Source organism: Trichococcus pasteurii (genome assembly GCF_900112935.1).
GTDB lineage: Bacteria > Bacillota > Bacilli > Lactobacillales > Aerococcaceae > Trichococcus > Trichococcus pasteurii.
The window spans coordinates 1-25705 of the sequence record NZ_FONM01000011.1 but is presented as its reverse complement, the minus strand read 5'-3'; the positions used below and the strand labels follow the sequence as shown (position 1 = coordinate 25705).

The window sequence follows — 25705 nt, the reverse complement described above, 5'->3', positions numbered from 1 at the left end:
TTGTATTTCTGCCCTGAAAAGTTATACTGAATCTGACAGAACTATCCATTTGAGGAGTGATCGATATGGTGAAAACATTGATTCACAGCGGAAAAGTCGGTTTGGAAGGTTTGAAATGGGAAGAGCGTGCGGAACAACCGGTAGGATCTTCCGAGATAAAAATAAAGGTCAAGGCGGCCGGACTTAACCATCGAGACCTTTTTGCCTTGAGCCAAGCACATGAGAAGCACCCTGTTGTCATCGGCTCGGATGCTGCCGGTATCGTTGCGGCTGTCGGAGCAGAAGTGACGCGTTTCAAAATCGGTGATGAAGTGATGATTTATCCCGGCAGCGGTTGGCGCAAGAACAGCGACACTGCCCCTGAAACCTTCACGATCCTCGGGAGTTCGGAGCAGGGGGCGATGGCGGAGGAAATCGTTGTTTCCGAAGAGAATGCTGTCCATAAACCGGCCCATCTGTCTTGGGAAGAAGCAGGCGTTTTGTCCCTGTCCGCGTTGACGGCTTTTCGCGCCTTATTCACAAAAGGTGGAGCATCGGAAGGTATGAAAGTCCTGATTCCAGGCATCGGCGGTGGAGTAGCCACTTATCTGCTGCAATTCGCCAAGGCCGCTGGAGCGACGGTATACGTCACTTCCCGTTCCCAAGAAAAATTGGCAAAGGCGCTGCAGCATGGAGCCGATAAAGGGTTGCTGCACGATGAGGATTGGATCGAAGGAATCGGCGGAAAAGTGGACGTCGTGATCGAGTCGGTCGGAGCAGCCACTTTCGACAAATCGCTGGATGCGGTGCGCAGAGGCGGCACAATCGTGACTTTCGGTTCATCGACGGGCGATCTGGTCACCTTCGATCTGCGGAAATTCTTTTACGGCCAGTACACGCTGAAAGGTTCGACGATGGGCAGTTTTGAAGAATATGAAGCGATGATCCGTTTTGTCGAGGAACATGATCTCCATCCTGTGGTGGACGCCGTTTATCCGGCAGAGGATTTCAAGGAGGCATTCCAGCGGCTGGAAAGTGCCGAACAGACAGGGAAAATCGCCCTGCAGATCGGCTGATCCGCAACAGCATCACGCTATCGGTGAACTCAGCTTTGTATTTGAGGATGAAATGAAAAAACGTCCGCCAAAAGCTTGCATTGCGCCCGCATTGCTTGTATAATCGGCTAGAAATCTATTTAAAGTAAGCTGAACAAAATATCCAAAGTGAACTGCAGTCAAAGTGCTTTTCCTCCCGCTTGAACGAAGGGGAGGAGTGGGCGCTTTTTTTGTACGCTGAAACAACCAAGAAAGGACGACAATGAATGATTATAAATGAATTTGATACCATCGCTGCCATTTCGACGCCGCCTGGAGAAGGGGCCATCGGAATTGTACGTTTGAGCGGAGATCAAGCGATCCAGATAGCCGATGCCTTATACCGATCAGGGACGAAGCACTTGGCTGATGTCGCCACACATACCATCAATTACGGCCACCTTTATGATCCGCGCACAGGCGACATGATCGATGAAGTCATGGTGTCCGTCATGCACGGACCGAAGACTTTCACCCGCGAAGATGTCGTGGAAATAAACTGCCACGGCGGTGTTGTGAGCGTCAACCGGATTCTGCAGACGATTCTCCAGAACGGCGCCCGCATGGCGGAACCCGGGGAATTTACGAAACGCGCCTTCCTGAACGGCCGGATCGATTTGTCGCAGGCCGAAGCGGTCATGGACTTGATCCGTGCCAAAACCGATCGTGCGATGAATGTGGCTCTGAATCAGTTGGACGGCAAATTGTCCGGTATGATCCGGGATATCCGTCAGATCATCCTGAACACCTTGGCTGAGGTCGAAGTGAACATCGACTACCCGGAATACGATGACGTCGAGGAAGTGACGACAAAGCTCTTGAAAGAACGCACCATTGAAGTGCGCGGACACATCCAGCATCTGTTGGATACCGCCAAGCAAGGGAAAATCCTGCGCGAAGGTCTTCAGACAGCCATCATCGGCCGCCCGAACGTAGGCAAATCCAGTCTGCTTAACCGGTTGTTGCGTGAAGAGAAAGCCATCGTGACGGACATCGCCGGCACAACCCGCGATACGATCGAGGAATACGTAAACGTCAGAGGCGTTCCATTGAAGCTGATTGACACAGCGGGCATCCGCGAAACGGATGACGTCGTGGAAAAGATCGGAGTCGAACGCAGCCGGAAAGCCTTGGCCGAAGCGGATCTGATTCTTCTGTTGATCAACCAGAACGAAGGGCTGACGGAAGAGGACAAGCAGCTTCTGGAAGAGACGAAGGACATGAACCGCATCATCCTTATGAACAAAATGGATCTGGAAGCCAAGATGACGACCGGTGAGTTGGAACCTTGGAGCGATTCTGAAAGAATCATCGAAACATCGATGCTGAGTGAAACCGGACTGGACCAATTGGAAAACCAGATTACGAAAATGTTCTTCTCAGGGGAAACCGGCGAGAAGGATGCAACCTATGTATCCAACGTCCGCCATATCGCGCTCTTGAACGATGCGATGGATTCGCTGGATGAAGTGCTGAGCGGCATCGAATCAGGCATGCCGATCGACCTCGTCCAGATCGACTTCACCCGTTGCTGGGACCTCCTCGGAGAAATCACCGGCGACAGCGTCCAGGACGAACTCCTCACCCAACTATTTACACAGTTCTGCCTGGGGAAATAAAGGATACGGATGCACTGTGACCGTACCGGTCAAGTGTACCATGTCTCTAAGCGATTAAAATCGCAAGAGCCATGACAAATCCTGAGCTCAGAGTTTGAGCACTAACGAGGTTCAGGACCAAGCAGCCCGGTTTTGGCTGAGTGGGCCTGAACAGCGTTAGGCACTCAAACGTCACAGTGCGACGTTTGAGGTCTTTAGCCTTTTTAGTACCAAGACTACTGATGCACCATCTGTTAAGGATTCAGAACCGTTCTAAAAGGATTCATAGTTCAACTAAAATGATAACAACAAATAGATAGCACAAACGAAAGGAATGGAAAAATGAACAGATTTGAAGCTGGAAGTTTTGATGTGATTGTTGTAGGAGCCGGACATGCCGGATCCGAAGCGGCGCTTGCCGCAGCGCGTATGGGATGCAGCACGATGCTGGTTACGATTGATTTGAACATGGTTGCCTTTATGCCCTGCAATCCATCCATCGGCGGACCTGCGAAAGGTGTAGTCGTAAGGGAAATCGATGCATTGGGCGGTGAAATGGGACGCAATATTGACAAAACGTATATCCAAATGCGCATGCTGAACACAGGGAAAGGCCCTGCAGTCCAAGCTTTGCGCGCACAAGCTGATAAAGATGATTATGCCCACCACATGAAGCACACCATCGAAAAACAAGAAAACTTGTTGCTGAAGCAAGCCATCGTTGAAGAATTGATCGTAGAAGACGGTGAAGTCAAGGGCGTAGTGACGCATACGGGCGCTGTTTACCGCGCCGGGGCCGTCGTCATCACAGCCGGAACCTCTTCCCGAGGGAAAATCATCATCGGGGACTTGGTTTACTCTTCCGGACCGAACAACTCGCAGCCGTCCATCAAGTTATCCGAAAATCTGCTTGATCTGGGATTTGAATTGGCGCGCTTCAAGACCGGAACGCCGCCGCGTGTGATGGCTTCGACCATCGATTATTCCAAAACTGAGGAACAGCCCGGTGACGCTGAGCCGAATCATTTCAGCTTCCTTTCCAAAGATGAAGACTATCTGAAGGATCAATTATCCTGCTGGCTGACTTATACGAGTCCGGAAAGCCATGAGATCATCCGCGACAATCTCCACCGCGCACCGATGTTCACGGGTATCGTGGAAGGCGTTGGGGCGCGTTATTGCCCATCGATCGAAGATAAAATCGTCCGCTTCAGCGACAAGCCGCGCCATCAGCTTTTCCTTGAGCCTGAAGGCCGCGAAAACGAAGAAGTCTATGTGCAAGGGTTGTCCACCTCATTGCCGGAAGATGTTCAGCTTGATCTGATCCGTTCCGTGCCGGGGATGGAAAATGCCCAAATGATGCGGACAGGTTACGCCATCGAGTACGATGTCGTGAAACCGCATCAGCTGCGCCTTTCCTTGGAGACAAAATTGGTTAAGAATCTGTTTACAGCTGGTCAAACAAACGGAACATCCGGTTATGAAGAAGCTGCCGGACAAGGCATCATCGCCGGTATCAATGCAGCGTTGGCTGTGCAAGGAAAAGAACCTTTCATCCTGAAACGCAGCGATGGCTATATCGGTGTCATGATCGATGATTTGGTCACAAAAGGGACGATGGAGCCATATCGCTTGCTGACTTCCCGCGCCGAGTACCGTCTGTTGCTTCGCCATGACAATGCCGACTTCCGCTTGACCGAAATGAGCCGCGAAATCGGTTTGGTGACGGAAGAACGCTATGAGTCATTCCTGGAGAAAAAACAGGCTGTCGAAAAGGAAATCGCCCGCCTCGAAAGTACGCGCCTGAAACCGACTGAAGAGCTGCAGGCTTTCCTTGCGGAACAAAACTCAGCTCCGCTGAAGGACGGCATTTTGTTTGCGGATATTTTGAAGCGTCCGGAACTGAAATATGAAGGTCTGATTGCTTTTGCACCGCTTGAGGTAGCCTTGCCGAAAGAGGTCATCAAGCAAGTGGAAGTGCAGATCAAATACGCCGGCTACATCAAAAAAGCCGCCGAAAAAGTGGATAAGCTGAAGAAGATGGAAGAAAAGCGCATCCCTGCGAACATCGATTACGATGCGATCAACGGAATAGCGAACGAAGCCAAACAGAATCTGAAGAAGATCCAACCGGAAACGATCGCCCAAGCAAGCCGGATCAGCGGCGTCAATCCAGCCGACATTTCCGTATTGATGGTATACGTAACCCAAGGAAAGATCGCAAAAACAGCAGAATAGGAAGCCGGGGCTGTCTCCTCTCGAGATAGCCTCGTTTTTTGTCGTTATCCGTTAATTTTTTTCGCGACTGCTCTTCATGGTCGAGAGACCCGCTTTTCTCCTCCGGCTAGCGGATTCTTCGCCGGAGCTATGCACCCATTCCGTCGTTTTTGAAGATTGAATTGTAGTATAATGGAATGCAAATGGAAAAAGGAAGGATAGGAGGGCAGCAGATGCGTTATCATCATGAAATCATCGAATCGGATCCGGAACTCCCAGTGTTCTATATTTTTCACAACGAAAGAACGGATTCCGGCGTCCTTGCCCATTGGCACAAATCATTGGAAATCAGCTATACAATGTCCGGAAAAATCAGCGAATTCACGATTGCTGGGACCGTCCATGAAACGAATGCCGGCGATATCCTCGTCATCAATTCGAATGAAGTCCATTCGATCTGGGATGATCATAACAAAACGAAGGCGATTTCGCTCATTTTCCCGTATGCCTTCATCAAATCCGAGATACCGGATTACGACAACAAGAGCTTCCGTTTGACTAATTGGCTTGCCTATACGGAACTGCAGAGAGAGAAACTAGATGAATTGCGTGGCTTGCTGGACCGGTACTTCGCTGTTATGGAAAGCGACGGCGCCGTAAAAGCCAGACTTTTGCTGAAAGGGATGCTGTACCAGATCCTTTTCCTTCTGGACGCATACTTTTCTGTTCCGAAGGCAGAGAGGAACATAGGCAGCGCCTCGTTGCCGCTGATTTCCGCCGTAACGCAACACATCGACGAAAATCTGGACAAAGAGTTGGCGCTCGATAAATTGGCGGAGACTTTTCACCTCTCCTATACGCATTTGTGCAGATTGTTCAAAAAGGAAACCGGCAGCACCATCCACAGCTATATTGTCGAGCAACGCCTCAATAAAGCCGTGAAACAGCTGATGTTCACCGACAAAAACATCCGTTATATCGTGGATGCTTGCGGTTTTCCCAATCAAAAATCCTTTTCAGCAGCCTTCAAAAACAAATACGGGATGACGCCGAAACGTTATCGGGATCAGAACAAGGCATAAACTGCCCATAATGAAGGCACAAATCGCCCCCCTTTTTTGCCGGAAATTCCCTAAAATAGAAAATAAGGAAAGCGCTATTCGTTTCAGCTGTGATTGGTTTTCGATGGAATGAAACCGTTTTAAGTTCGGCCGGGATACTGCTTGTCTGGATGGATAAAAGGGATATGGAGGGATTAGGGAATGAGACGTAAGACATTCAGCACTATTTTTACATTAGGGATAACGGCAGGCTTGCTTGTCGGTTGCGGTTCCGGAGAATCGGCGGATCAAGAGGATTCAGCCCAGCAAGAAAGTGTGCAAGCGGCCGAGGCCTACGATGGCGTCGTGAAGACCAGCATTTATGTGAAGGGGTATGAAGGAGGCCCCGGCGTACCGAAGCTCATCATCGAATTGGAGGATGCGGTCGGCAGTGTCGATCCGAGCGGCTGGCAGGTCATGACGGCCGGGTCGGAACGCACGGTGACGGACGTCTACACTTCCGATGAAAACGGGGATCCGCAGGAAAACTCAAACTTCATCGCGATCGATATGGAGACCAGTTTCAATGATGCGACGTTCAGCGTGGTCGGATCTCCGTTCACCTACAATACGACGACATCGATGAATGAATGGTCTCCAACTTATGAGGTCGCAATCGCTGCGCCGGCCGTCACGATCGAGGACGAAACCTACTCTTTGAGCATCACGGAGGATGCCGTGAACAACCGCATCTCACCGGATACGGATTTGTTCACCGCCAGAGGGACTTTCAGCGGCACCTATGTGAATCCGATGACGGAGCAAGAAGAGGAGTTGACGCTTTCGACTGCTGCCTATGAACCGGAAGAACTTGCCGAAGGGGAAGCGAATCCGTTGGTCATCTGGCTGCACGGTCAAGGTGAAGGCGGAACAGATCCCGACATCGCCATCCTAGGAAATGAAGTATCGGCGTTGGCAAAAGAGGAGATCCAGTCCTATTTCCAAACCGATGACGTGACCGGGGCTTATGTTCTGGCTGTCCAAACGCCTACCTATTGGATGGATGAAGGGGACGGAACGAACGGCAACGGCAGCGGCATTTCCAGATACACGGAAATATTGATGGACACGATCAATGATTATGTGGCTGCGCATCCGGATGTCGATACCGACCGCATCTATCTGGGCGGCTGCTCGAACGGCGGCTACATGACCATGAATATGGTCATCGAATATCCTGATCATTTTGCTGCAGCTTATCCTGTCTGCGAAGCGTACGCTTATTATGAATACGAGCGCAACAGCGACGGCACGTACGTGAAAACGGATGATGAAGCTACCGGAACATCGAGTTTTGTGAAGACCAAGCAAGTTTGGTTCACCGAGGAAAAAATCCGGGCGATCAAAGACCTGCCGATCTGGTTGGTCCAATCCGCGGATGATCCGGTTGTCGTGCCTATGAATTACATGCTGCCTACTTACCAGGCACTCGTCCAGGCAGGTGCCGAAAACACTTGGGTTTCCTACTACGAAACGGTTGAAGGAACGGACAGCCCGGGCACTACTTATCTAGGTCATTTCTCCTGGATCTACTTGTTCAATAACCAGGTGACAGGCGTTCAGGACAAAGAGGCGATCGCTGCTTCGACTGACGCTGAAATATTCGGCTTCGAAGCAAGCAACGCTACTGGAGGCGGCGCAGCTGCAGCGACAGTCGGCGAAACCACTTATACAAATATTTTCGAGTGGCTGAATGCGCAATCAAGATAAAAAGAGTCAGCAAAAATGATTCTTGAGTAAGGCTGCCGCTTATGTTAAGATAGTTACACAATTACATACGAAAAAAGGGAGCTTGTGTCAGCAGGCTGAGAGGAAGTAATCAACTTCGACCGATTACCTGATTTGGATAATGCCAACGTAGGGAAATAACATTGAATGATTCTATTCAGCGGGAAATGCCTATTCGGACATTTCCCGCTTTTTTTGTCGTCGTATCAAACAAACTATTTGGAGGTACCCCATGTTCAAAACGCTATTCGAAAATGTACAGCAACAGACGCCGTTGGTCCACTGCATCACCAATTATGTCACCGTGAATGATGTCGCCAATGTCCTCTTGGCAGCCGGAGGGTCCCCGATCATGGCGGATGCCCCCGAGGAAGTCGCGGACATCACAAGCATCTGCACCGCCCTGAATCTGAATATCGGTACCCTGAACAGCCGAGCTGTGGAGTCCATGCTGCTGGCGGGGCGCCAAGCCAATGCGCTCTCCCATCCCGTTGTTTTGGATCCGGTCGGTGCGGGGGCCTCCCCTTTCAGGACCGAAGCGACATTCAGATTGCTGGAGGAAATTGCCTTCACCGTGATCAAAGGGAACATTTCGGAAATGAAGACGATCCATTCCGGCAGCGGCACAACGAAAGGCGTCGATGCCGACATCAGCGATGCCGTGACCGAGGAGACGCTCGAGGCAACGGTCATGTTCGCCAAACGATTGGCCGACCGGAATGATGCGGTCGTCGCGATCACCGGAGCGATCGATATCGTCGCGGACCGGGACAAAGCCTACATCATCCGCAACGGACACCCGCAGATGGCGAAGGTGTCCGGAACTGGATGCATGCTGTCGGCAGTGATTGCAGCCTATTGCGGAGCGAACCCGGAGCAGTTGCTGGATGCCACGGCGGCAGCGATATGCCTGATGGGAGTCAGCGGCGAGCTGGCTTACGAAAGGATGATAAGCAATGCCGCAGGGACGTCATCCTACCGCAGCTACATCATCGATGAAATCAGCAAGATGTCGGCCGAAACATTGGAAGGGGGCGCTAAAATTGAGAGTAGATAAGAATGATTTGCTGCTTTACGCAGTGACCGATCGGCAATGGCTGGGGAACGCATCCTTGGCGGAACAGCTCGAAGAAGCCATCCAAGCAGGCGTTACTGTTGTGCAACTGCGCGAAAAAGAACTGGATTTTGATGCCTTTGTCTCCTTGGGAAAGGAACTGCAGGCCGTGGCCAAACGCCACCGCGTTCCTTTCATCATCAATGATGCGGTCGATGTGGCCTTGGCGCTGGATGCGGATGGCGTCCACGTGGGGCAGAGCGATATGCAGGCGGGAGATGTCCGCAGTCGGATCGGCGAGGGGAAAATCCTTGGTGTTTCTGCCCATTCCGTCAAAGAAGCGCTGGCGGCGGAACGGAACGGGGCCGATTATCTGGGCGTTGGTGCCATCTACGGTACAGCGACGAAGCCGGATGTCAACACGCTATCGATCGAGACGCTGCAACAGATTTGCCAGGCGGTAAGCATACCCGTTGTGGGGATCGGAGGCATCTCTGAAGGGAATATCCCCAATCTGAAGGGCAGCGGCATCGATGGGGTTGCCGTCGTATCCGCCATCTTTGCGCAGCCTGACATAACCGCGGCAGTGAAGAAACTGCGCCCGTTAGCCGAAGCGATGGTGCAGCCATGAAACTGGAAGCAGCCATCTTCGATCTGGACGGGACGCTGTTGGATTCCATGCCGATTTGGCAAGGATTGGGAGAAAATTATTTGCTTCAGAAAAAGGTTCAGCCAGCTCCTGGATTGCAGGATGCCTTGAAGACGATGAGCCTCACGCAGGCCGCACAACATTTTCGTGCAGCATACGGATTGCATGAAACCGAAGCGACGATCCTTACGGAAATCGAGACGCTGATTTCGGGTCTTTACCGCTACGAAGTCCCGCTTAAAGCCGGTGCAGCGGAATATCTGCAGACATTGCAGGAGCAGAATGTGAAGATGTGCATCGCCACGGCGACCGAAAGGCATTTGGCCGAGAGTGCCTTGGAGCGCTTAGATATCCGGAGATATTTCAGTACCGTCCTGACCAGCAGCGAAGTACGGGCTGGCAAAGATAATCCGCTCATTTACCAGCGGGCGCTCGAGCATCTTGGGGCTCCCCTCACGAAGACTGTCGTCTTTGAGGATGCCCTGCATGCCATCGAAACGGCAACGGCAGCCGGCTTCCGGGTGGTCGGCGTCTACGACGAAACGGCGGCACAGGATAGGGAGCGCATCGAAGCACTGACGGAACAGTATATCTATTCATTTTCGGATTGGAAAGGATGAGCAAAAACATGAAAACAGTATTGACGATCGCCGGTTCGGACAGCAGCGGCGGAGCGGGGATCCAAGCGGACCTGAAGACGATGATGGCGCATAAAGTCTATGGGATGAGCGTGATCACGGCGCTGACGGCACAGAACACGACAGGCGTGGTCGGGATCATGGAAGTGACGCCTGAATTTGTGGCGCAACAACTGGATTGCGTCTTCAAGGATATCCGGCCGGATGCGGTGAAGATCGGCATGGTGTCGAATGCCGCAATCATCAAAGTCATCGCGGAGAAACTGATCGAACACAAAGCGGAGAATATCGTCGTGGACCCGGTCATGGTGGCCACAAGCGGCAGCAGCCTGATGCAGGACGATGCCAGCCAGGCTTTGCGGATGCTCTTGTTGCCGTTGGCTGATGTGATCACTCCGAATGTGCCGGAAGGAGAGGTGCTGAGCGGAGTCAAGATCGGGACGAAGGCAGATATGCTGGCTGCAGCGGACCGTATCGCTTCAGCAGCGGGAACCAGCGTGCTTCTGAAGGGCGGCCATCTGAAGGACAGCGCCGACGATCTGCTCTTTATGGATGGAAAAGCGAGTTGGTTCGAATCGGAGCGGATCGAAAATCCGAATACGCACGGCACCGGCTGCACACTTTCCTCTGCCATAGCCGCCAACTTGGCTTTAGGTCACGGAATGGAAGAGAGCATCCGCCAAGCCAAAGCCTACATCACCGGAGCACTCCGTGACGGAATGGATTTGGGCAAAGGCAGCGGACCGCTTAATCATGCTTACCGCATCAACTAAAAAAGAAAACAGGCGCAATTGCGCTTGTTTTCTTTTTTAGGCTTTGGTTCTGCGGTTGTAGCCGCGTTCTCCGAAAGGTTGCTTGTCGCTCAGCCATTTTTCCTCCAGTTGTTCCAAGGCCTTCTTCTCATTGAAAGAAGGGTCGTCGTTCTTTGCCAGTACTTCCAAAATCGTAAAGGTGAAGGCTTCCTGCCCAAAGTGGTTCCAATCAGCTTGGAGCTCCTTATTGTTGTTCGCCCCCATATTCAAAATATGTTTCATACCATTCAAAGTCTTCAGGTTCGGGGTTTTTCCGATGAAAATCTTTTGATTTTCCGTATTCTGTACTTCGTAGATGCCGGCTTCAATAGGCATCTCTTCAAATTGGCGCCGCAGTTCTTTTTTCTGTGCCATTTCGCTTCCAACTCTCTTTCTGGGTTTACTCAAAAGCATACGCAAATTTTGATATTCCGTCAATTGCCCCTGTCCAAAGATGGAGACCACAACGTGTAAAAGTTGGATGGGTAAAATCAGTACGTTAATAAATAGTCTATCTCCTAACGTTCGGTAATGAGTGGTTTAGGGGTGGTGAAAACTAGGGAATTCTTTCCAAATTCTAAATAAAACCTCATTATTCTGTCGTTTTTGTTTGCTATAATTTTGATTATAGTGAACATTCGGAATTTTGAGTCCTTGCGTAATAGTAGGTTACACCTCTGTTGTCCGCATCCGGTTCATATTTGCGATCGAAGGGAAGATGGAAGATGGGATTACTATTATTCGATTTTGACGGTACCTTGGCTGAAACATGCAAAATTAGCGAAATGGCTACAATGGATACATTTGAACATTTCGGCTATCCCGTTCCAACCCCTGAGCAACTGCGTGAGGATAGAGGGAAGCCCCATTTTGTGAAGTTTATCGGCTATCTGAAGCAGTACGCACTCTCTCCGGTCGAACTGGACAAGCTGATGGAAGTTTTTTGGAACAAATACGAAAAATATGAAAATATGCTGTTGGAACCATACGATTTATCGCGGGAGTCCTTAATGGAACTGAAAGGGAACGGACACCGTCTGGGCGTGATTTCCAACAAGGCAACCAAAGCTTTGTTGCGCAGCCTTGCTGCAGTGGATCTGCTGGATCTGATGGAAGTGGTCATCGGATTGGATAACATGAACCAGCATAAACCGAATCCTGAAGGCATCTTCACCGCCTGGGAGAAAATCCCGATGGCGAAAGAAGAAACCGTCATGATCGGTGACACCATCTATGATATGCAGATGGGCAAAATGGCTGGCATAAAGACAGTCGGCATCACCTGGGGAGGAAGTTCCGCCCAAACCTTGCGCGCGGAAAATCCCGATCGTATCGCCAACTCCTTCGTTGAACTGGAAATCATTATCGCAAGTTTGTTGGATGATTAAATAGATTGAAAAAGCCGCTGTCCTTTATTCGGGATGGCGGCTTTAAAGTTGATTTAGCCCTTGTACAGACCGCTCTTTCAGGATAAAGTAGAGATGTAGAAAAACAGACGAAGCCAACGATGAAAGGAAACATTATGAATCCAGAACAATTTGCCGAGGCCCTTGCCGAAAAAGGGATCCTTTTGAATGAAACGCAACTCGAACAATACGCCACATATTTGCGCCTATTGCGCGAATGGAACGAAAAAATCAACCTGACGGCCATCACGGAGCCGGATGAAGTCTATCTGAAGCATTTCTATGACTCCATTTCGCTGGGCTTCCACATGGATTTCACTGAAGAAGAAGTCACGCTTTGCGATGTCGGCGCCGGCGCCGGTTTCCCGAGCATCCCCCTCAAGATTGCGTTCCCGAAATTGAAGGTGACGATCGTGGACTCACTGAACAAACGGATCACCTTCCTGCAGACTCTGGTTGCCGAATTAGGTTTGACGGGGGTTTCCTGTTTCCATGATCGTGCGGAAACCTTTGGGCAGAACAAGAAATTCCGCGCCCAATTCGATGTGGTGACGGCGCGTGCGGTCGCGCGCTTGAGCGTCCTGAGCGAACTGTGTCTGCCTTTGGCCAAAAAGGGCGGTACTTTCGTCGCGATGAAAGCGGCCAGCACGGAAGAGGAGCTCCGCGATGCAGAGCGCGCCATCGCAACTCTGGGCGGCAAACTCGAAGAAGATATCTTTTTTGAACTGCCGAATGATGCAGGCGAACGCCATATCGTGAAGATCAAGAAAACGAAAGAAACACCGAAGGCCTACCCGAGAAAAGCCGGGACACCGAACAAAAATCCATTGTAAATCGGAAAAGGAACGGCCCGACCGTCTGCTTCTTTGCAGGCAGGCCGGGCTTTTTGGGTTTAAGGTGCAATCATAAAGCGATTTTACGGCATCGGTTTTATCTATCCTATATTTTTCCAAATTTTTTTGTTACAATAGTCTGGTAAAGTTATAGCCTTTTTTATAAATAGACATACTGAGCGATAAATGATGATTCATTTTGAAGAAATGCGTAGGAGAAAAGGCGCAGGTATCGTTTTTTCTCTTTTTTTAGGCAAAAAAGTGGAACAGCGCTACAACAGCTTCAAGTGAACGACAGAAAGTGGAGGAGAATAGATGGCACGGATTATTGCAGTCGCAAATCAGAAAGGCGGCGTCGGAAAAACGACGACCACCGTCAATTTAGCAGCTTCTTTGGCCTACTTAGGCAAAAAAGTTTTATTGATAGATAGTGATGCCCAAGGGAACGCCACCAGCGGACTCGGCATTTCAAAAGCAGATGTTGAAAAAGATATATATGATGTATTAGTGAACCAAGAACCCATCGAGAATGTCATCAGAGAATCCTCGCGGGAAAATTTATGGGTCGTGCCTGCAACCATCCAATTGGCAGGGGCCGAGATCGAATTGACGAATCAGCCGCATCGGGAAGCGCGCCTTTATGAGGCAGTGCAGTCTTTGCGTGAGGAATACGACTTCATTTTCATCGACTGCCCGCCATCTTTGGGCCATTTGACGATCAATGCCTTCACTGCCAGTGATTCGGTTTTGATTCCGGTCCAGTGCGAATACTATGCCTTGGAAGGGTTGAGTCAACTGTTGAACACCTTCCGCTTGGTTCAGAAGCATTTCAATAAGGACCTGAAATTGGAAGGGGTATTATTGACGATGCTGGATGCCCGGACCAACCTCGGCTTCGAAGTCGTTGATGAGGTCAAAAAGTATTTCAAAGAAAAAGTATACAAGACAATCATTCCGCGAAATGTCCGTTTATCCGAAGCGCCAAGCTATGGACAATCAATCGTTGACTATGATATCCGTTCAAAAGGAGCGGAAGTTTATCTTGAGTTGGCAAAGGAAGTGTTAGCAGATGGCGAATAAAAACAGCAAAGGGCTTGGACGCGGCATCGACGCGCTCTTCAGCAACTTTGAAGATATCGAGAAGATCGATGAAAAAACAGAAAAGGTACAGGAGATCCCTTTAGACGAAATCCGCCCCAACCCTTATCAGCCGCGGAAAACCTTCGACGACTCGACTTTGCGGGAATTGGCGGACTCGATCCTGCTGAACGGCGTCATCCAGCCGGTCATTCTGCGCCAATCCAGCGTGAAAGGCTATGAAATCATTGCAGGCGAACGCCGCGTCCGCGCGTCCCGTTTGGCCGGCAAAACAACAATCCCGGCAATCGTCCGTGAATTTGACGAAACGGCAATGATAGAAGTCGCCATTTTGGAAAATTTGCAGCGTGAAGACCTGACTCCGCTGGAAGAGGCGGAAGGCTATCAAACCTTGATGAACAAGCTGAATCTTACGCAAGTGGATGTAGCCCAAAGATTAGGCAAGAGCCGTCCGTACATCGCCAACCACCTGCGCTTGCTGAATCTGCCGCAGGACGTCAAACGGATGCTGCAAGAGGGATTGATCTCCATGGGGCAAGCCCGTACGCTTTTGGGGTTGAACGATGAATCGTTGATCAGCGAATTGGCGAAACGTGCTGCCGAAGAGGGCATCACGGTCCGACATCTGGAATTACTGGTCCAACAACTGAACAATCCAGGTGATGTCGCCAAAAAGAAAAACAAGAAGAAAAAAGAAACGAAACCGGTATACATCAAAGAGAGCGAAGAACGTTTGATGGACAAATTCGGGACATCCGTACAGATATCCAGCAAGGGCGAAAAAGGCAAAATCGAAATCGAATACCTTTCTCCAGCCGACCTGACCCGGATTTTGGATATCCTGCAAATTTCCCTGGACGATTAAGAAGAGACGAAGACATCAGAAAGAGGTGCAGCTAGCCTTGGTACAACAAGATTATGGATTGCATGATGTGGTGGAAATGAAAAAACCGCATCCCTGCAAAAACAACTCATGGGAAATCATCCGAATGGGTATGGACATCCGTATCAAATGCCTGAAATGCGGGCAGATGGTCATGATGCCGCGCCGCGAATTCGAGAAGAAAATGAAAAAAGTACTGACTAAGGCAGAAGAAACTGTCGAATAGGTCTTTTAATGAACAAATATAAGTAATATAAGTGGAAAGAGTGTGAAGAAATGTCATTAACAGCAGGAATCGTAGGATTACCGAACGTCGGTAAATCCACTTTATTCAACGCCATCACCAAAGCGGGAGTGGAAGCCGCAAACTATCCATTCGCGACGATCGACCCAAATGTCGGAGTAGTCGAAGTTCCCGATGAACGTTTGAATAAATTAACAGAATTGGTGAAACCCAAAAAAACAGTCCCGACAACTTTTGAATTCACGGATATCGCCGGAATCGTAAAAGGCGCCAGCAAAGGGGAGGGGCTAGGGAACAAATTCTTGGCCAACATCCGCCAAGTGGATGCCATCTGTCATGTTGTGCGTTGTTTCGAAGACGATAACATCACACACGTCAGCGGTAAAGTGGATCCGTTGGATGATGTCGAAACCATCAACTTGGAACTGATTTTTGCGGACTTGGAGTCCATCGAGAAACGCTACACACGCATCAGCAAAATTGCCCGCACAAAGGACAAAGATGCTGTCCGCGAACTGGAGATCCTGGATAAGATCAAGAAGACACTTGAAGAAGGCAAATCCGCACGCACAATCGAGTTCACACCCGAGGAAGAACCGCTTGTGAAAAGCCTGTTCCTTTTGACGACAAAGCCTGTTCTGTATGTCGCAAACATCTCCGAAGAGGACGTAATAGCCGGCGGAGACAATGAAATGGTTCAAGCTGTCCGTGATTTTGCGGCGACAGAAGGCGCAGAGGTCGTTACTGTGTGCGCCCGTATCGAAGAAGAAGTGGCGGAATTGGATGATGAAGAAAAAGCTGAGTTCCTGGCGGAGCTCGGTATCAAAGAATCCGGACTGGATCAACTGATCCGTAAAGCCTACACTTTGCTCGGCTTGGGAACATACTTCACGGCAGGCGAAAAAGAAGTCCGTGCCTGGACATTCAAGCTGGGAATGAAAGCACCACAGACAGCCGGCATTATCCATTCCGACTTCGAACGCGGCTTCATCCGTGCCGAAACAGTTTCCTACGCTGACCTGTTGGCTTACGGCAGCATGCAAGCCGCCAAAGAAGCAGGAAGAGTCAGACTTGAAGGAAAAGACTACGTAGTCCAAGACGGCGACGTAATGGAATTCCGATTCAACGTATAACAGGATGTGATGATTCGCGTTTAGATACCCGGACGTTGGAGCACCCAGCGAAGTGAACCTCTTTTGTTCACTACGCTGGGTGTGAAACGGGAGCGGTATCTGCGAATCAGAACTCAACTAAAGGATACGATGAAATGCGGGAGGGGATGAGCACTAAGAGGACATTACGAGAACGGCCGCAGTTTGGCCGTGACGTAATGTCAGCTTAGGCGGAATCCCCTGCATTTCAGAATTCAACTACAAGTATGCCGCATGTAATCAAGGGAGGATTTATCATTGGAAGAAACGAAAAGCGTTGAACAAATGAAGGTCGAAAACAAAGCGTTGTGGCAGAGTTTGACCAAAAGAAATGAACAATACATGCTTGGGCTGGACAGAACCTTGAGAGCTGCAAACTTGGAAGAGGAGCGCAGAGAGGAAATTTACGGCAAAATGATGCGGGAATTGCTGGAAGCCCAAAAAACCGGAAAAACTGCCCGCCAATTATACGGCACAGTGTCTGAGTGCGCATCAAACATTCTGGTCAATCCGACAGATAACGAAGTGAAAGTGCGCTCGGCAGATTGGTTGATCGCTTTGGATGGCGGCTTATTGCTGGGGTCTCTTTTCGCGATGATTTCAGGCATTTCCTTGCTGACCAACAGTGGAGAAGACGTAATCGGAATGGGTCTGATCAGCTTGATCCTGAACTTTATCGTGGGCGGCATCGCCATGCTCGTCATCTCCAAATACACACCGAATCCGGATGCGCCAAAAGGCGAAAAAGGCTTCGGAAAATACATCTTTGCGACGACTGGCGCGATGCTGCTTTGGATGCTCATCATGACTGTTTCGATGATGCTTATTCCAGCCAGCATCAATATCGCTTTGCCTGCTTGGTTGTACCTTGGAATCGCGGGTGTAGGTTTTGCTGCAAAAGTATATCTGAAGAAAAAATATCATATAGTGGGCGGCATTTTGTAGGCCGTCAAGTGGTGGAGGCCGAGATGCAAAGAAAAACTTGTATCTCGGCTATTTTCGTATATTGACAGAAAAAAACTGCAAATGAATCCCTGGATACAAACATATGCGCCAATTCCGAACGTTGCAACAGATGCGAATCAACAGTATTCGAGAAAAAAAGCTTCTATATGAGAATTGTATGATAAACGAAGGTTTGCGCTTGACGTAGGTTGTTGGTGGTGGTATTTTAGATGATAAAAATCAGCACAAATAAAAAGGAGTGTTCATCGAAAATGTCAAATTGGGAAACAAAATTCGCTAAAGAAGGTTTTACTTTTGATGATGTATTATTAGTCCCGGCTGAAAGCCATGTATTACCTAACGATGTGGATTTATCGATTGATTTAGCTAAAAATTTACACTTGAATATTCCTATCATAAGCGCAAGTATGGACACAGTAACCGATGCAGCAATGGCAATCGCAATGGCTCGCCAAGGCGGCTTGGGCGTCATCCACAAAAACATGACCATCGAAGCGCAGGCTGAAGAAGTGCACAAAGTAAAACGTTCCGAAAGTGGCGTCATCATCGACCCATTCTTCCTGACCCCTGATCACTTGGTTTCCGAAGCAGAGAATCTGATGAGCAAATACCGCATCAGCGGTGTGCCTATCGTCAACGATATGGAAGACCGCAAGTTGGTAGGTATTTTGACGAACCGCGATTTGCGCTTCATTGCAGATTACCAAGTTCCGATCGGCGATGTCATGACCAAAGAACATTTGGTTACCGCTCCTGTAGGGACCTCTTTGAAGGACGCAGAATCCATCCTGCAAAAATACAAAATCGAAAAACTGCCTTTAGTCGATGAAAGCGGCCGTTTGGCTGGCTTGATCACGATCAAGGATATCGAAAAAGTAATCGAGTTTCCCAACTCCGCAAAAGATGCACACGGCCGTTTGATCGTTGCGGCTGCAGTAGGTGTGACAAGTGACACGTTTGAACGCGCCCAAGCATTATTGGATGCCGGTGCGGATGCAATCGTCATCGACACAGCGCATGGCCACAGCGCCGGCGTTATCCGTAAAATTAAAGAAATCCGCGACCAGTTCCCTGAAGCAACCCTGATTGCCGGAAACGTAGCGACTGCAGAAGGAACCCGCGCACTGTTTGACGTCGGGGTCGACGTAGTCAAAGTCGGAATCGGACCAGGCTCCATCTGTACGACACGTGTCGTAGCCGGTGTCGGTGTTCCGCAGATAACAGCCATCTATGATGCTGCAAGCGTGGCGAGAGAATACGGCAAAGCGATCATCGCTGACGGCGGGATCAAGTATTCGGGAGACATCGTCAAAGCGATGGCTGCCGGTGGACATGCAGTCATGTTGGGCAGCATGTTGGCAGGTACGGATGAGTCTCCAGGCGAATTCGAAATCTTCCAAGGCCGTCGTTTCAAGACTTACCGTGGTATGGGCAGTCTGGCAGCAATGGAAAAAGGCTCAAGCGACCGCTACTTCCAAGGCGGCGTGAATGAAGCGAAGAAAATGGTTCCTGAAGGCATCGAGGGTCGTGTGGCCTATAAAGGCGCAGCCAGCGACATCATCTTCCAACTGCTCGGCGGTGTCCGTTCCGGTATGGGCTATGTAGGAGCCGGTAATTTGCAAGAGCTTCGTGAGAATGCCCAATTCATCAAGATGTCCGGAGCTGGGTTGATCGAATCCCATCCGCATGACATCCAAATCACAAAAGAAGCACCAAACTACTCCATCCATAGATAATCGCATGAAATCAAAATGTCCGGGACACTGTTCCCGGACATTTTTTTCTTATGTTCACGGTTTGCTGGAGCTTTCTGATATAATTAAAACGGAATTTCTTTATGCTTCCTTAAGCAAAAATTTAAAACAATTTGGTACGATGAGAGAAAATATATATTTTGGGGAAAGGGTTGTCCTATATGAATAAAGTTTTGATCGTCGATGACGACAGGGAAATCGTGGATTTATTGAGCATCTACTGCAAAAATGAAGGGTACGATCCGATAAAGGCCTATGACGGTGTAGATGCCTTCCGCAAGCTTGAGGAGAATGCGGATATCCAACTGATTATTTTGGATGTGATGATGCCTAAGAAGGACGGCATCTCGGTAGTGAAGGAGCTGCGGGAACAGAACAATCCGATCCCGATCCTGATGTTGAGCGCAAAATCCACGGATATGGATAAAATTCAAGGGCTGACGACGGGTGCGGACGACTATGTTTCCAAGCCGTTCAACCCACTGGAAGTAATGGCCCGCATCAAATCGCTATTGCGCCGGACCACTATGCAGGCAGATGCTTCAGAGGTGGACTCGATCGAAATAGGCCCGCTGGTCATCAAAAAAGATTCCCATGAAGTAAAGACGCTGAACGGGAAAAGCATCCAATTGACCGCGCTGGAATTCGGCATCCTGCATTTATTGGCGAGCCACCCGAATCGCGTCTTCAGCGCCGATGAAATTTTTGAACGCGTCTGGCAACAGGAAAGCATCGTATCGGCCAAAACCGTAATGGTGCATGTGAGCCATCTTCGCGATAAAATTGAAGAGGCTACAGGCGGCGAGAAGGTCATCCAGACAGTGTGGGGTGTAGGCTATAAAATCGGCGAATAGGCATGCCTGCATATGGGCCGGCCTGAAAAAATCCGCTGAGTCGGGAGGGTGCGGGTTTGTTTAATAAGTTGAAGAAGAAAGAAATGAGTGAACTCGTTTTTGAAGGGGCATTGACGCTTGGCATCGTCTATCTGCTCTACATCGGGATGGAGCTGATGTTCAACCGACTGGTCGCGAACCCGCCTTCGATTTTGAGGGAAATCCCCTCCTTAAGGCGATTCGTGATGGTAGTTGACGCATTTTTGACCATTTACGATGATGTTTTCCAATGGATAGCGGCGATTTTTGCAGCCATCTTCACCGGTTGGCGTTTGGTCAGGAGATACAAGCAGATGCAGTTGACGCATATCCTGGATGAGCTGCATTATATCGCAGCGGGGCACTTCGATCATCGGATCGACGCGAACAATGCCGGCAGCTATGTCGATGTTGTCGACAGCATCAACACGCTAGTGGAAAGTACGGTCCAAGCGATGGAAGAGGAACGGAAAATTGAACAATCGAAGGATGAACTGATCACGAATGTCAGTCATGATATCCGCACCCCTTTGACTTCCATCATCGGCTACTTGGGATTGATAGAGGACAAGCAATTCAACAGTGAAGAGGATGCTTTGCGTTATATCCATATCGCTTACACAAAGGCACTGCAGATGAAGGTGCTTGTCGATGATCTTTTCGAATACACGAAAGTGCGCCAACCGACGACCCCGCTGCTGTTGAAGACGATCAACATAGGCAACTTTTTGGAGCAGATTGTCGCCGATTATGAATTGGAATCGCGCAAACGCCATATGGAGATTGAGGTGATCATGAAGACGAGCCCGTTGATGATCGAAATGGATGTCGATAAAATGGCACGAGTCTTCAACAATCTCATTTCCAATGCCCTGAAGTATGCGCATGGCGGCACGTGGGTTCACATCGAAGCCGAAAAGGTAGGTTCTGAGGTGATTGTTGCCGTGAAAAATAACGGGGAGCGCATCCCTGAAGAATCGCTGCAGGAATTGTTCGGGCGCTTCTATCGGGTGGAAAATTCCCGTTCGAAAGAGACAGGCGGGACCGGGCTGGGGTTGGCGATCGCCCAAAGCATCGTAACGCTCCATGGCGGATATATCTATGCGGAATCGGATGAGGCGGAAACCAAATTCGTGCTGCACCTTCCTTTGAAACAGACTCCGGCTGTCAAGGAATAAGGAACGTACGCTTTCTGTGTACGTTCCTTTTTTTGGTTGTCTTTTTACAGTATTTCCGCTAACATAGAAGGGTATATCAACTGAATGAAATGACTGATTGGAGATAACTAAAAACAATGATGACTATAAAAAACAGAAAAATGATTATGGGAACAATTTCGGCTGCCTCTGTATTGGTGAACAGCTTGTTTGCTGCACCGGTTGCCTTGGCCGCTGAACAGCCTTCTGTCGATGCGAAGGCCGCATTCGTGATAGAAGACGAAACCGATAAAGTGCTTGTGAACCAAAACGGGGAAGAAGCGCTGGGTATCGCCTCAATGACAAAAATGTTGAGCATCTACTTGATACTGGAAGCCATCGAAGCAGGCAAATTGACTTGGGACAAGCAGATCACCGTCAGTGATTACGTCTATGAAGTCAGCCAGAACTATAACTTTTCCAATGTGCCTTTGCGCCAGGACATCACGTATTCTGTGGAAGAACTGTATCAATCCGCATTGATCTATTCCGCAAATGGCTCAACGATCGCTTTGGCGGAAGCTTTGGCTGGTTCGGAAGCAAAATTCGTCGATCTGATGAAGGCCCAGTTGGATGAGTGGGGCGTAGAAAACTACGAGCTCTATAATGCCACAGGTTTGTCGAACAGCGATATGCCGGAAGAACATCTTTATCCAGGTGCTTCGGCTGATGGCTACAATAAAATGACCGCGCGTGGCGTCGCGATGGTTGCGGATCATCTGATTGATGATTACCCTGAAGTTTTGGAAACGACTGCCGTTCCGGAAATGACTTTTCAAGCCGGAACGTCCGACGAAATCATGATGCACAGCTACAACTTGATGTTGCCTGGCATGTTCTATTACCGTGAAGGTGTTGACGGTCTGAAGACCGGAACAACACTGGAATCCGGTGCATCCTTTACTGGGACTGCCATCCAGGACGATATGCGGATCATCACCGTGGTCATCGGTGCTGACGAGAGCACCAAACGTTTCACGGAAACCGACCGTTTGATGGACTATGCCTTTTCGACCTTCGAGAAGACGACGGTAGCGGCGAAAGGCGATGCCGTTTCCACACAAGAACCGATTGCCGTAGCCAAAGGGAAACAGACAGAGGTCGGACTTGTCTACAACGAAGACCTTGTGACCGTTACGGAAAAAGGTGCAGAAGAATTGGCGTTGACAACTGTTTTCACACCGGCTGAAGAAAGCCTGAATGAAGATGGCGAGATCGAAGCGCCTATCGAAAAAGGAACTGAAGTCGGATCCGTCGCTGTGACGGTCGAGGGCGATGAGTTGGGCTACTTGGATGGAGCGACTTCCGAGGATGTCAAAGTCGCAGTGGCAAGCAGCGTTGAGAAGGCCAATATCTTTGTGCGCGGCGGCCGCGTTGTCGGAGACCTGTTCGGAAAAGCTTGGCAAACGGTATCCGATTTTGTCGGAGGGTTTTTTGACTGATCCGGAACAGCTGAAGGCTTATCGGAAACCGGCGCTTTATTGACAGCGTAGGGTTTGTTCAGTAAAATGAGGATATCGAAGCTTAGCCTAATTGAATAGAGAAAGCCATGCATGTGACCAGTAAATGATGTGAAGCGCCCCAGAGAGTCAGTGGTTCGGTGAGAACTGACCCTTCACTTGTTGAATCCCCACATGAAGCGAACAATGAAAACAAGAAATTGACTAAATTGTTCCGGATCCGTCCGTTAACGCAATGAAGCGCAGGCAGCCCCAGTATAGGGGGTTGGCTGAAGTTGGGTGGTACCGCGAACGTTAAAGCCATTTCGTCCCAGATTGTTCTAGGGATGGAGTGGCTATTTTTGTACAAATAACGAGGAGGAATCAATATGTTGGATGTAAAATTATTGAGGGATGGATTTGAAGCCACTGCGGAGAAGTTGGCTGCACGCGGAGTGAAAACGGAAGATTTGGCGACGTTCAAGGAATTGGATGCGCAACGCCGGGAAAAACTCGTTGAGACGGAAAACTTGAAGCAATACCGCAATGGCGTTTCCCAGGAAATTGCGCAATTGAAACGGAACAAGGAGAATGCGGATGACAAGATTGCCGAAATGAAAGAAGTCGGCGATAAAATCAAAGCATTGGATGAAGAACTGAATGAAATCGAAGAGAAGACGACTTTCATCGCCACAAGATTGCCTAACCTGCCGCATGACTCTGTTCCTGTCGGTGCGGACGAAGAGGAGAACGTGGAAGTAAGAAGATGGGGGACGCCTCGTGCGTTCGATTTCGAACCGAAAGCCCACTATGACATCGCCGAGGCATTGGACATCCTGGATTTTGAACGTGGTGCTAAAGTTACCGGAAGCCGTTTTGTCTTCTATAAAGGCCTGGGAGCCCGCCTGGAACGCGCTTGCTACAATTATATGCTGGACCTGCATACGGAAGAGCATGGCTATACGGAAATGATTCCGCCATACATGGCGAATGAAGCATCCATGTTCGGTACGGGACAATTCCCTAAATTCAAAGAGGATGTCTTTCAGTTGACGGATGAGCGCAACTTCACGCTGATCCCGACAGCTGAAGTTCCTTTGACGAACTATTACCGTGATGAAATCATGAATGAAGCGGATCTGCCAGTCTATTTCACAGCGATGAGTCCGTCTTTCCGTTCTGAAGCCGGAAGCGCAGGACGCGACACAAGAGGGTTGATCAGGATGCACCAGTTCCATAAAGTGGAGATGGTGAAATTCAGCAAACCGGAAACTTCCTATGAAGAGTTGGAAAAAATGACGGATGATGCTGAAGCCGTACTGAGAGGCTTGAATCTGCCGCACCGTACGATCACGTTATGCACGGGAGACATGGGCTTCTCTGCAGCCAAAACTTACGATATCGAAGTCTGGATACCTGCCCAGGATACCTATCGGGAAATCAGCTCTTGTTCAAACACCGAGGCATTCCAAGCCCGCCGCGCGAAAATCCGCTACCGCAATGAAGAAACCGGAAAACTGGAATTCGTGCACACGTTGAATGGCTCAGGGTTGGCTGTCGGGCGCACTGTGACTGCCATTCTGGAGAATTACCAAAACGAAGACGGTTCCGTCACGATCCCTGAAGCACTTGTGCCATACATGGGCGGCATCACGAAAATAACCAAAGAGAACGCAAGCAACAAACGCTGATCGTAAGCAAGATATGCGAGCAAGCTTTTGTGCGTGTGATACAATCATTTCAGACGAAAATGCAGACGAAAGGAATGATGATAGTGACCGAATCAAAATTGGAAAAAGCTACTTTTGCCGGAGGGTGTTTCTGGTGCATGGTCAAGCCGTTCGATAGTCTTCCTGGCATCGAATCAGTCGTTTCCGGCTACACGGGCGGACACAAAGATAATCCTACTTATGAAGAAGTATGCTCAGGAACAACCGGTCATACGGAAGCTGTTCAAATCACATTTGATCCAGCTGTGTTCCCGTACAAAGATTTAGTGGAGGTATACTGGCAGCAGACGGATCCCACTGATGCCATGGGTCAATTCGTAGATCGCGGTACTTCTTACCGTCCGGTTATTTTTTATCACACACCGGAACAAAAAGAGATAGCGGAAGCATCGAAACAAGCACTGCAGGACAGCGGGAAATTCACTAAACCAATCGTGACTTCCATTGAACCGGCACAACCGTTTTATGCCGCAGAAGAATATCATCAGGATTTCTACAAAAAAAGCAGTGCGCATTATCATGGATATCGTTCTCATTCAGGCAGAGATTCGTATATCGAATCGCATTGGAAAAAGTAGAAAACTTTCCGAAACTACAATTTAAGAAGGTTCATTCCGAAGAAATGACTTTGGAATGGATCTTCTTTTTTGCTGGGAATGAATGTTTTATCCTATTCCAGGGGGCTTTTGCCGTCATTATGCAATAAAAAAATACATTCAATCAAAAAAGGCTTGCCAAAAAGCTATAAAACAAGTAAGATTATTATTCGTTGACATGCCAAACGGAAAACCGTAAAAAGTAGCCCGGGCCGTTGATGACTGTATGGACTTTCCGGCCAATTCATTAATAACATTTTTTAAAAAGTTGTTGACAAACTGGTTCCGCAAGTGCTATTATATAGAAGTTGTCACGTGAGAGCGTGTGAAACATTAGACCTTTGAAAACTGAACAAAGAATGAACGAACCAAATGTGCAGGGAGCTTCGATTTCGGTCGAGGCAAACGAAGGCGATACTTAGTATCGCAAACATAAAGTCAGCAAGAAATTAAGAGCTATCAGCTTAACATGTAGGATTTCTGTACAAGAGTCCACATTTACATGAGAGTTTGATCCTGGCTCAGGACGAACGCTGGCGGCGTGCCTAATACATGCAAGTCGAACGGTCTTTTCTATGGAAGCTTGCTTCCACTGAGAAGATAGTGGCGAACGGGTGAGTAACACGTGGGTAACCTGCCCATAAGAGGGGGATAACATCCGGAAACGGGTGCTAATACCGCATAGTTTT

General features: G+C 49.2%; 23 protein-coding genes and 1 rRNA gene. 23 read left to right on the top strand and 1 reads right to left on the bottom strand.

Going from position 1 to position 25705, the window contains the following annotated elements; all coding sequences use genetic code 11:
* Positions 1-65 precede the first annotated feature (65 nt).
* From BM184_RS09955 to thiD, 9 genes are all read left to right on the top strand, one after another.
* On the top strand, positions 66-1055 hold the full coding sequence (locus BM184_RS09955; RefSeq protein WP_245830690.1) for a zinc-binding dehydrogenase: 990 nt from the start codon (positions 66-68) through the stop codon (positions 1053-1055).
* Positions 1056-1300: 245 nt separating this feature from the next.
* A complete protein-coding gene (mnmE, locus tag BM184_RS09950) occupies positions 1301-2692 on the top strand; it encodes a tRNA uridine-5-carboxymethylaminomethyl(34) synthesis GTPase MnmE (protein WP_086942879.1) in 1392 nt (463 codons plus the stop codon).
* 321 nt (positions 2693-3013) lie between these two features.
* A complete protein-coding gene (gene mnmG, locus BM184_RS09945; protein WP_086942880.1) occupies positions 3014-4909 on the top strand; it encodes a tRNA uridine-5-carboxymethylaminomethyl(34) synthesis enzyme MnmG in 1896 nt (631 codons plus the stop codon).
* A gap of 212 nt (positions 4910-5121) precedes the next feature.
* Positions 5122-5970 (top strand): helix-turn-helix domain-containing protein, encoded by an 849-nt coding sequence (locus tag BM184_RS09940; protein WP_177208622.1) that lies wholly within the window; start codon positions 5122-5124, stop codon positions 5968-5970.
* Between the two features lie 180 nt (positions 5971-6150).
* On the top strand, positions 6151-7698 hold the full coding sequence (locus tag BM184_RS09935; protein ID WP_086942882.1) for a prolyl oligopeptidase family serine peptidase: 1548 nt from the start codon (positions 6151-6153) through the stop codon (positions 7696-7698).
* Positions 7699-7948: 250 nt separating this feature from the next.
* A complete protein-coding gene (gene thiM, locus BM184_RS09930; protein ID WP_086942883.1) occupies positions 7949-8773 on the top strand; it encodes a hydroxyethylthiazole kinase in 825 nt (274 codons plus the stop codon).
* Positions 8760-9401, top strand: coding sequence for a thiamine phosphate synthase (gene thiE, locus BM184_RS09925; protein ID WP_086942884.1), 642 nt, complete (start codon positions 8760-8762; stop codon positions 9399-9401). The genes thiM and thiE overlap by 14 nt, the downstream gene beginning before the upstream one ends.
* Positions 9398-10039 carry an HAD family hydrolase gene (locus BM184_RS09920; protein ID WP_086942885.1) on the top strand — a complete coding sequence of 214 codons (642 nt, stop codon included), beginning with the start codon at positions 9398-9400 and terminating at the stop codon, positions 10037-10039. Before thiE ends, BM184_RS09920 begins: the two co-directional genes overlap by 4 nt.
* Positions 10040-10047: 8 nt before the next feature.
* Positions 10048-10830 carry a bifunctional hydroxymethylpyrimidine kinase/phosphomethylpyrimidine kinase gene (thiD, locus tag BM184_RS09915; RefSeq protein WP_086942886.1) on the top strand — a complete coding sequence of 261 codons (783 nt, stop codon included), beginning with the start codon at positions 10048-10050 and terminating at the stop codon, positions 10828-10830.
* Between the two features lie 36 nt (positions 10831-10866).
* Here the strand turns inward: thiD and BM184_RS09910 are convergent, their stop codons facing one another.
* Entirely contained in the window at positions 10867-11223 is a 357-nt protein-coding gene (locus BM184_RS09910) for a GIY-YIG nuclease family protein (RefSeq protein ID WP_086942887.1), read from the bottom strand.
* Positions 11224-11573: 350 nt separating this feature from the next.
* On the opposite strand from BM184_RS09910, the gene BM184_RS09905 reads away from it, so the two are divergent.
* The 14 genes from BM184_RS09905 to BM184_RS09840 form a co-directional block, all read left to right on the top strand.
* Positions 11574-12236: an HAD family hydrolase gene (locus tag BM184_RS09905; protein ID WP_086942888.1), complete on the top strand. Its 663-nt coding sequence runs from the start codon at positions 11574-11576 to the stop codon at positions 12234-12236.
* A 134-nt stretch (positions 12237-12370) separates the two neighbouring features.
* Complete coding sequence (gene rsmG / locus BM184_RS09900) at positions 12371-13087, top strand: 16S rRNA (guanine(527)-N(7))-methyltransferase RsmG (RefSeq protein ID WP_086942910.1); 717 nt, start codon at positions 12371-12373, stop codon at positions 13085-13087.
* 315 nt (positions 13088-13402) lie between these two features.
* On the top strand, positions 13403-14167 hold the full coding sequence (locus BM184_RS09895) for a ParA family protein (RefSeq protein WP_086942889.1): 765 nt from the start codon (positions 13403-13405) through the stop codon (positions 14165-14167).
* A complete protein-coding gene (locus tag BM184_RS09890) occupies positions 14157-15050 on the top strand; it encodes a ParB/RepB/Spo0J family partition protein (RefSeq protein ID WP_086942890.1) in 894 nt (297 codons plus the stop codon). The genes BM184_RS09895 and BM184_RS09890 overlap by 11 nt, the downstream gene beginning before the upstream one ends.
* A gap of 37 nt (positions 15051-15087) precedes the next feature.
* Complete coding sequence (locus BM184_RS09885) at positions 15088-15294, top strand: DUF951 domain-containing protein (protein ID WP_086628836.1); 207 nt, start codon at positions 15088-15090, stop codon at positions 15292-15294.
* A gap of 50 nt (positions 15295-15344) precedes the next feature.
* A complete protein-coding gene (gene ychF, locus BM184_RS09880; protein WP_086942891.1) occupies positions 15345-16445 on the top strand; it encodes a redox-regulated ATPase YchF in 1101 nt (366 codons plus the stop codon).
* A 276-nt stretch (positions 16446-16721) separates the two neighbouring features.
* Positions 16722-17408 (top strand): DUF1129 domain-containing protein, encoded by a 687-nt coding sequence (locus BM184_RS09875; RefSeq protein ID WP_086942892.1) that lies wholly within the window; start codon positions 16722-16724, stop codon positions 17406-17408.
* Positions 17409-17680: 272 nt separating this feature from the next.
* Positions 17681-19165 (top strand): IMP dehydrogenase, encoded by a 1485-nt coding sequence (gene guaB, locus BM184_RS09870; RefSeq protein ID WP_086942893.1) that lies wholly within the window; start codon positions 17681-17683, stop codon positions 19163-19165.
* Between the two features lie 179 nt (positions 19166-19344).
* Complete coding sequence (locus BM184_RS09865) at positions 19345-20037, top strand: response regulator transcription factor (protein WP_086942894.1); 693 nt, start codon at positions 19345-19347, stop codon at positions 20035-20037.
* An 83-nt stretch (positions 20038-20120) separates the two neighbouring features.
* Positions 20121-21233 carry a sensor histidine kinase gene (locus BM184_RS09860; RefSeq protein ID WP_086942911.1) on the top strand — a complete coding sequence of 371 codons (1113 nt, stop codon included), beginning with the start codon at positions 20121-20123 and terminating at the stop codon, positions 21231-21233.
* A gap of 116 nt (positions 21234-21349) precedes the next feature.
* Positions 21350-22693 carry a serine hydrolase gene (locus BM184_RS09855; RefSeq protein WP_086942895.1) on the top strand — a complete coding sequence of 448 codons (1344 nt, stop codon included), beginning with the start codon at positions 21350-21352 and terminating at the stop codon, positions 22691-22693.
* A 386-nt stretch (positions 22694-23079) separates the two neighbouring features.
* Positions 23080-24381, top strand: coding sequence for a serine--tRNA ligase (gene serS, locus BM184_RS09850; protein ID WP_086942896.1), 1302 nt, complete (start codon positions 23080-23082; stop codon positions 24379-24381).
* Positions 24382-24464: 83 nt separating this feature from the next.
* Positions 24465-24998, top strand: a complete 534-nt coding sequence (gene msrA, locus BM184_RS09845; protein ID WP_086942897.1) for a peptide-methionine (S)-S-oxide reductase MsrA — start codon at positions 24465-24467, stop codon at positions 24996-24998.
* Between the two features lie 516 nt (positions 24999-25514).
* Positions 25515-25705: ribosomal RNA gene (locus BM184_RS09840) — 16S ribosomal RNA — on the top strand; the annotation flags it as partial.

Coding starts and splice junctions, on each gene's coding strand:
- mnmE (WP_086942879.1), top strand. CDS start 1,301: ATGATTATAAATGAATTTGATACCATCGCTGCCATTTCGACGCCGCCT.
- guaB (WP_086942893.1), top strand. CDS start 17,681: ATGTCAAATTGGGAAACAAAATTCGCTAAAGAAGGTTTTACTTTTGAT.
- BM184_RS09910 (WP_086942887.1), bottom strand. CDS start 11,223: ATGGCACAGAAAAAAGAACTGCGGCGCCAATTTGAAGAGATGCCTATT.
- BM184_RS09940 (WP_177208622.1), top strand. CDS start 5,122: ATGCGTTATCATCATGAAATCATCGAATCGGATCCGGAACTCCCAGTG.
- thiM (WP_086942883.1), top strand. CDS start 7,949: ATGTTCAAAACGCTATTCGAAAATGTACAGCAACAGACGCCGTTGGTC.
- BM184_RS09855 (WP_086942895.1), top strand. CDS start 21,350: ATGATGACTATAAAAAACAGAAAAATGATTATGGGAACAATTTCGGCT.
- BM184_RS09890 (WP_086942890.1), top strand. CDS start 14,157: ATGGCGAATAAAAACAGCAAAGGGCTTGGACGCGGCATCGACGCGCTC.
- BM184_RS09860 (WP_086942911.1), top strand. CDS start 20,121: ATGAGTGAACTCGTTTTTGAAGGGGCATTGACGCTTGGCATCGTCTAT.
- BM184_RS09905 (WP_086942888.1), top strand. CDS start 11,574: ATGGGATTACTATTATTCGATTTTGACGGTACCTTGGCTGAAACATGC.
- BM184_RS09865 (WP_086942894.1), top strand. CDS start 19,345: ATGAATAAAGTTTTGATCGTCGATGACGACAGGGAAATCGTGGATTTA.
- rsmG (WP_086942910.1), top strand. CDS start 12,371: ATGAATCCAGAACAATTTGCCGAGGCCCTTGCCGAAAAAGGGATCCTT.
- mnmG (WP_086942880.1), top strand. CDS start 3,014: ATGAACAGATTTGAAGCTGGAAGTTTTGATGTGATTGTTGTAGGAGCC.
- BM184_RS09895 (WP_086942889.1), top strand. CDS start 13,403: ATGGCACGGATTATTGCAGTCGCAAATCAGAAAGGCGGCGTCGGAAAA.
- ychF (WP_086942891.1), top strand. CDS start 15,345: ATGTCATTAACAGCAGGAATCGTAGGATTACCGAACGTCGGTAAATCC.
- BM184_RS09955 (WP_245830690.1), top strand. CDS start 66: ATGGTGAAAACATTGATTCACAGCGGAAAAGTCGGTTTGGAAGGTTTG.
- thiD (WP_086942886.1), top strand. CDS start 10,048: ATGAAAACAGTATTGACGATCGCCGGTTCGGACAGCAGCGGCGGAGCG.
- serS (WP_086942896.1), top strand. CDS start 23,080: ATGTTGGATGTAAAATTATTGAGGGATGGATTTGAAGCCACTGCGGAG.
- BM184_RS09920 (WP_086942885.1), top strand. CDS start 9,398: ATGAAACTGGAAGCAGCCATCTTCGATCTGGACGGGACGCTGTTGGAT.
- BM184_RS09935 (WP_086942882.1), top strand. CDS start 6,151: ATGAGACGTAAGACATTCAGCACTATTTTTACATTAGGGATAACGGCA.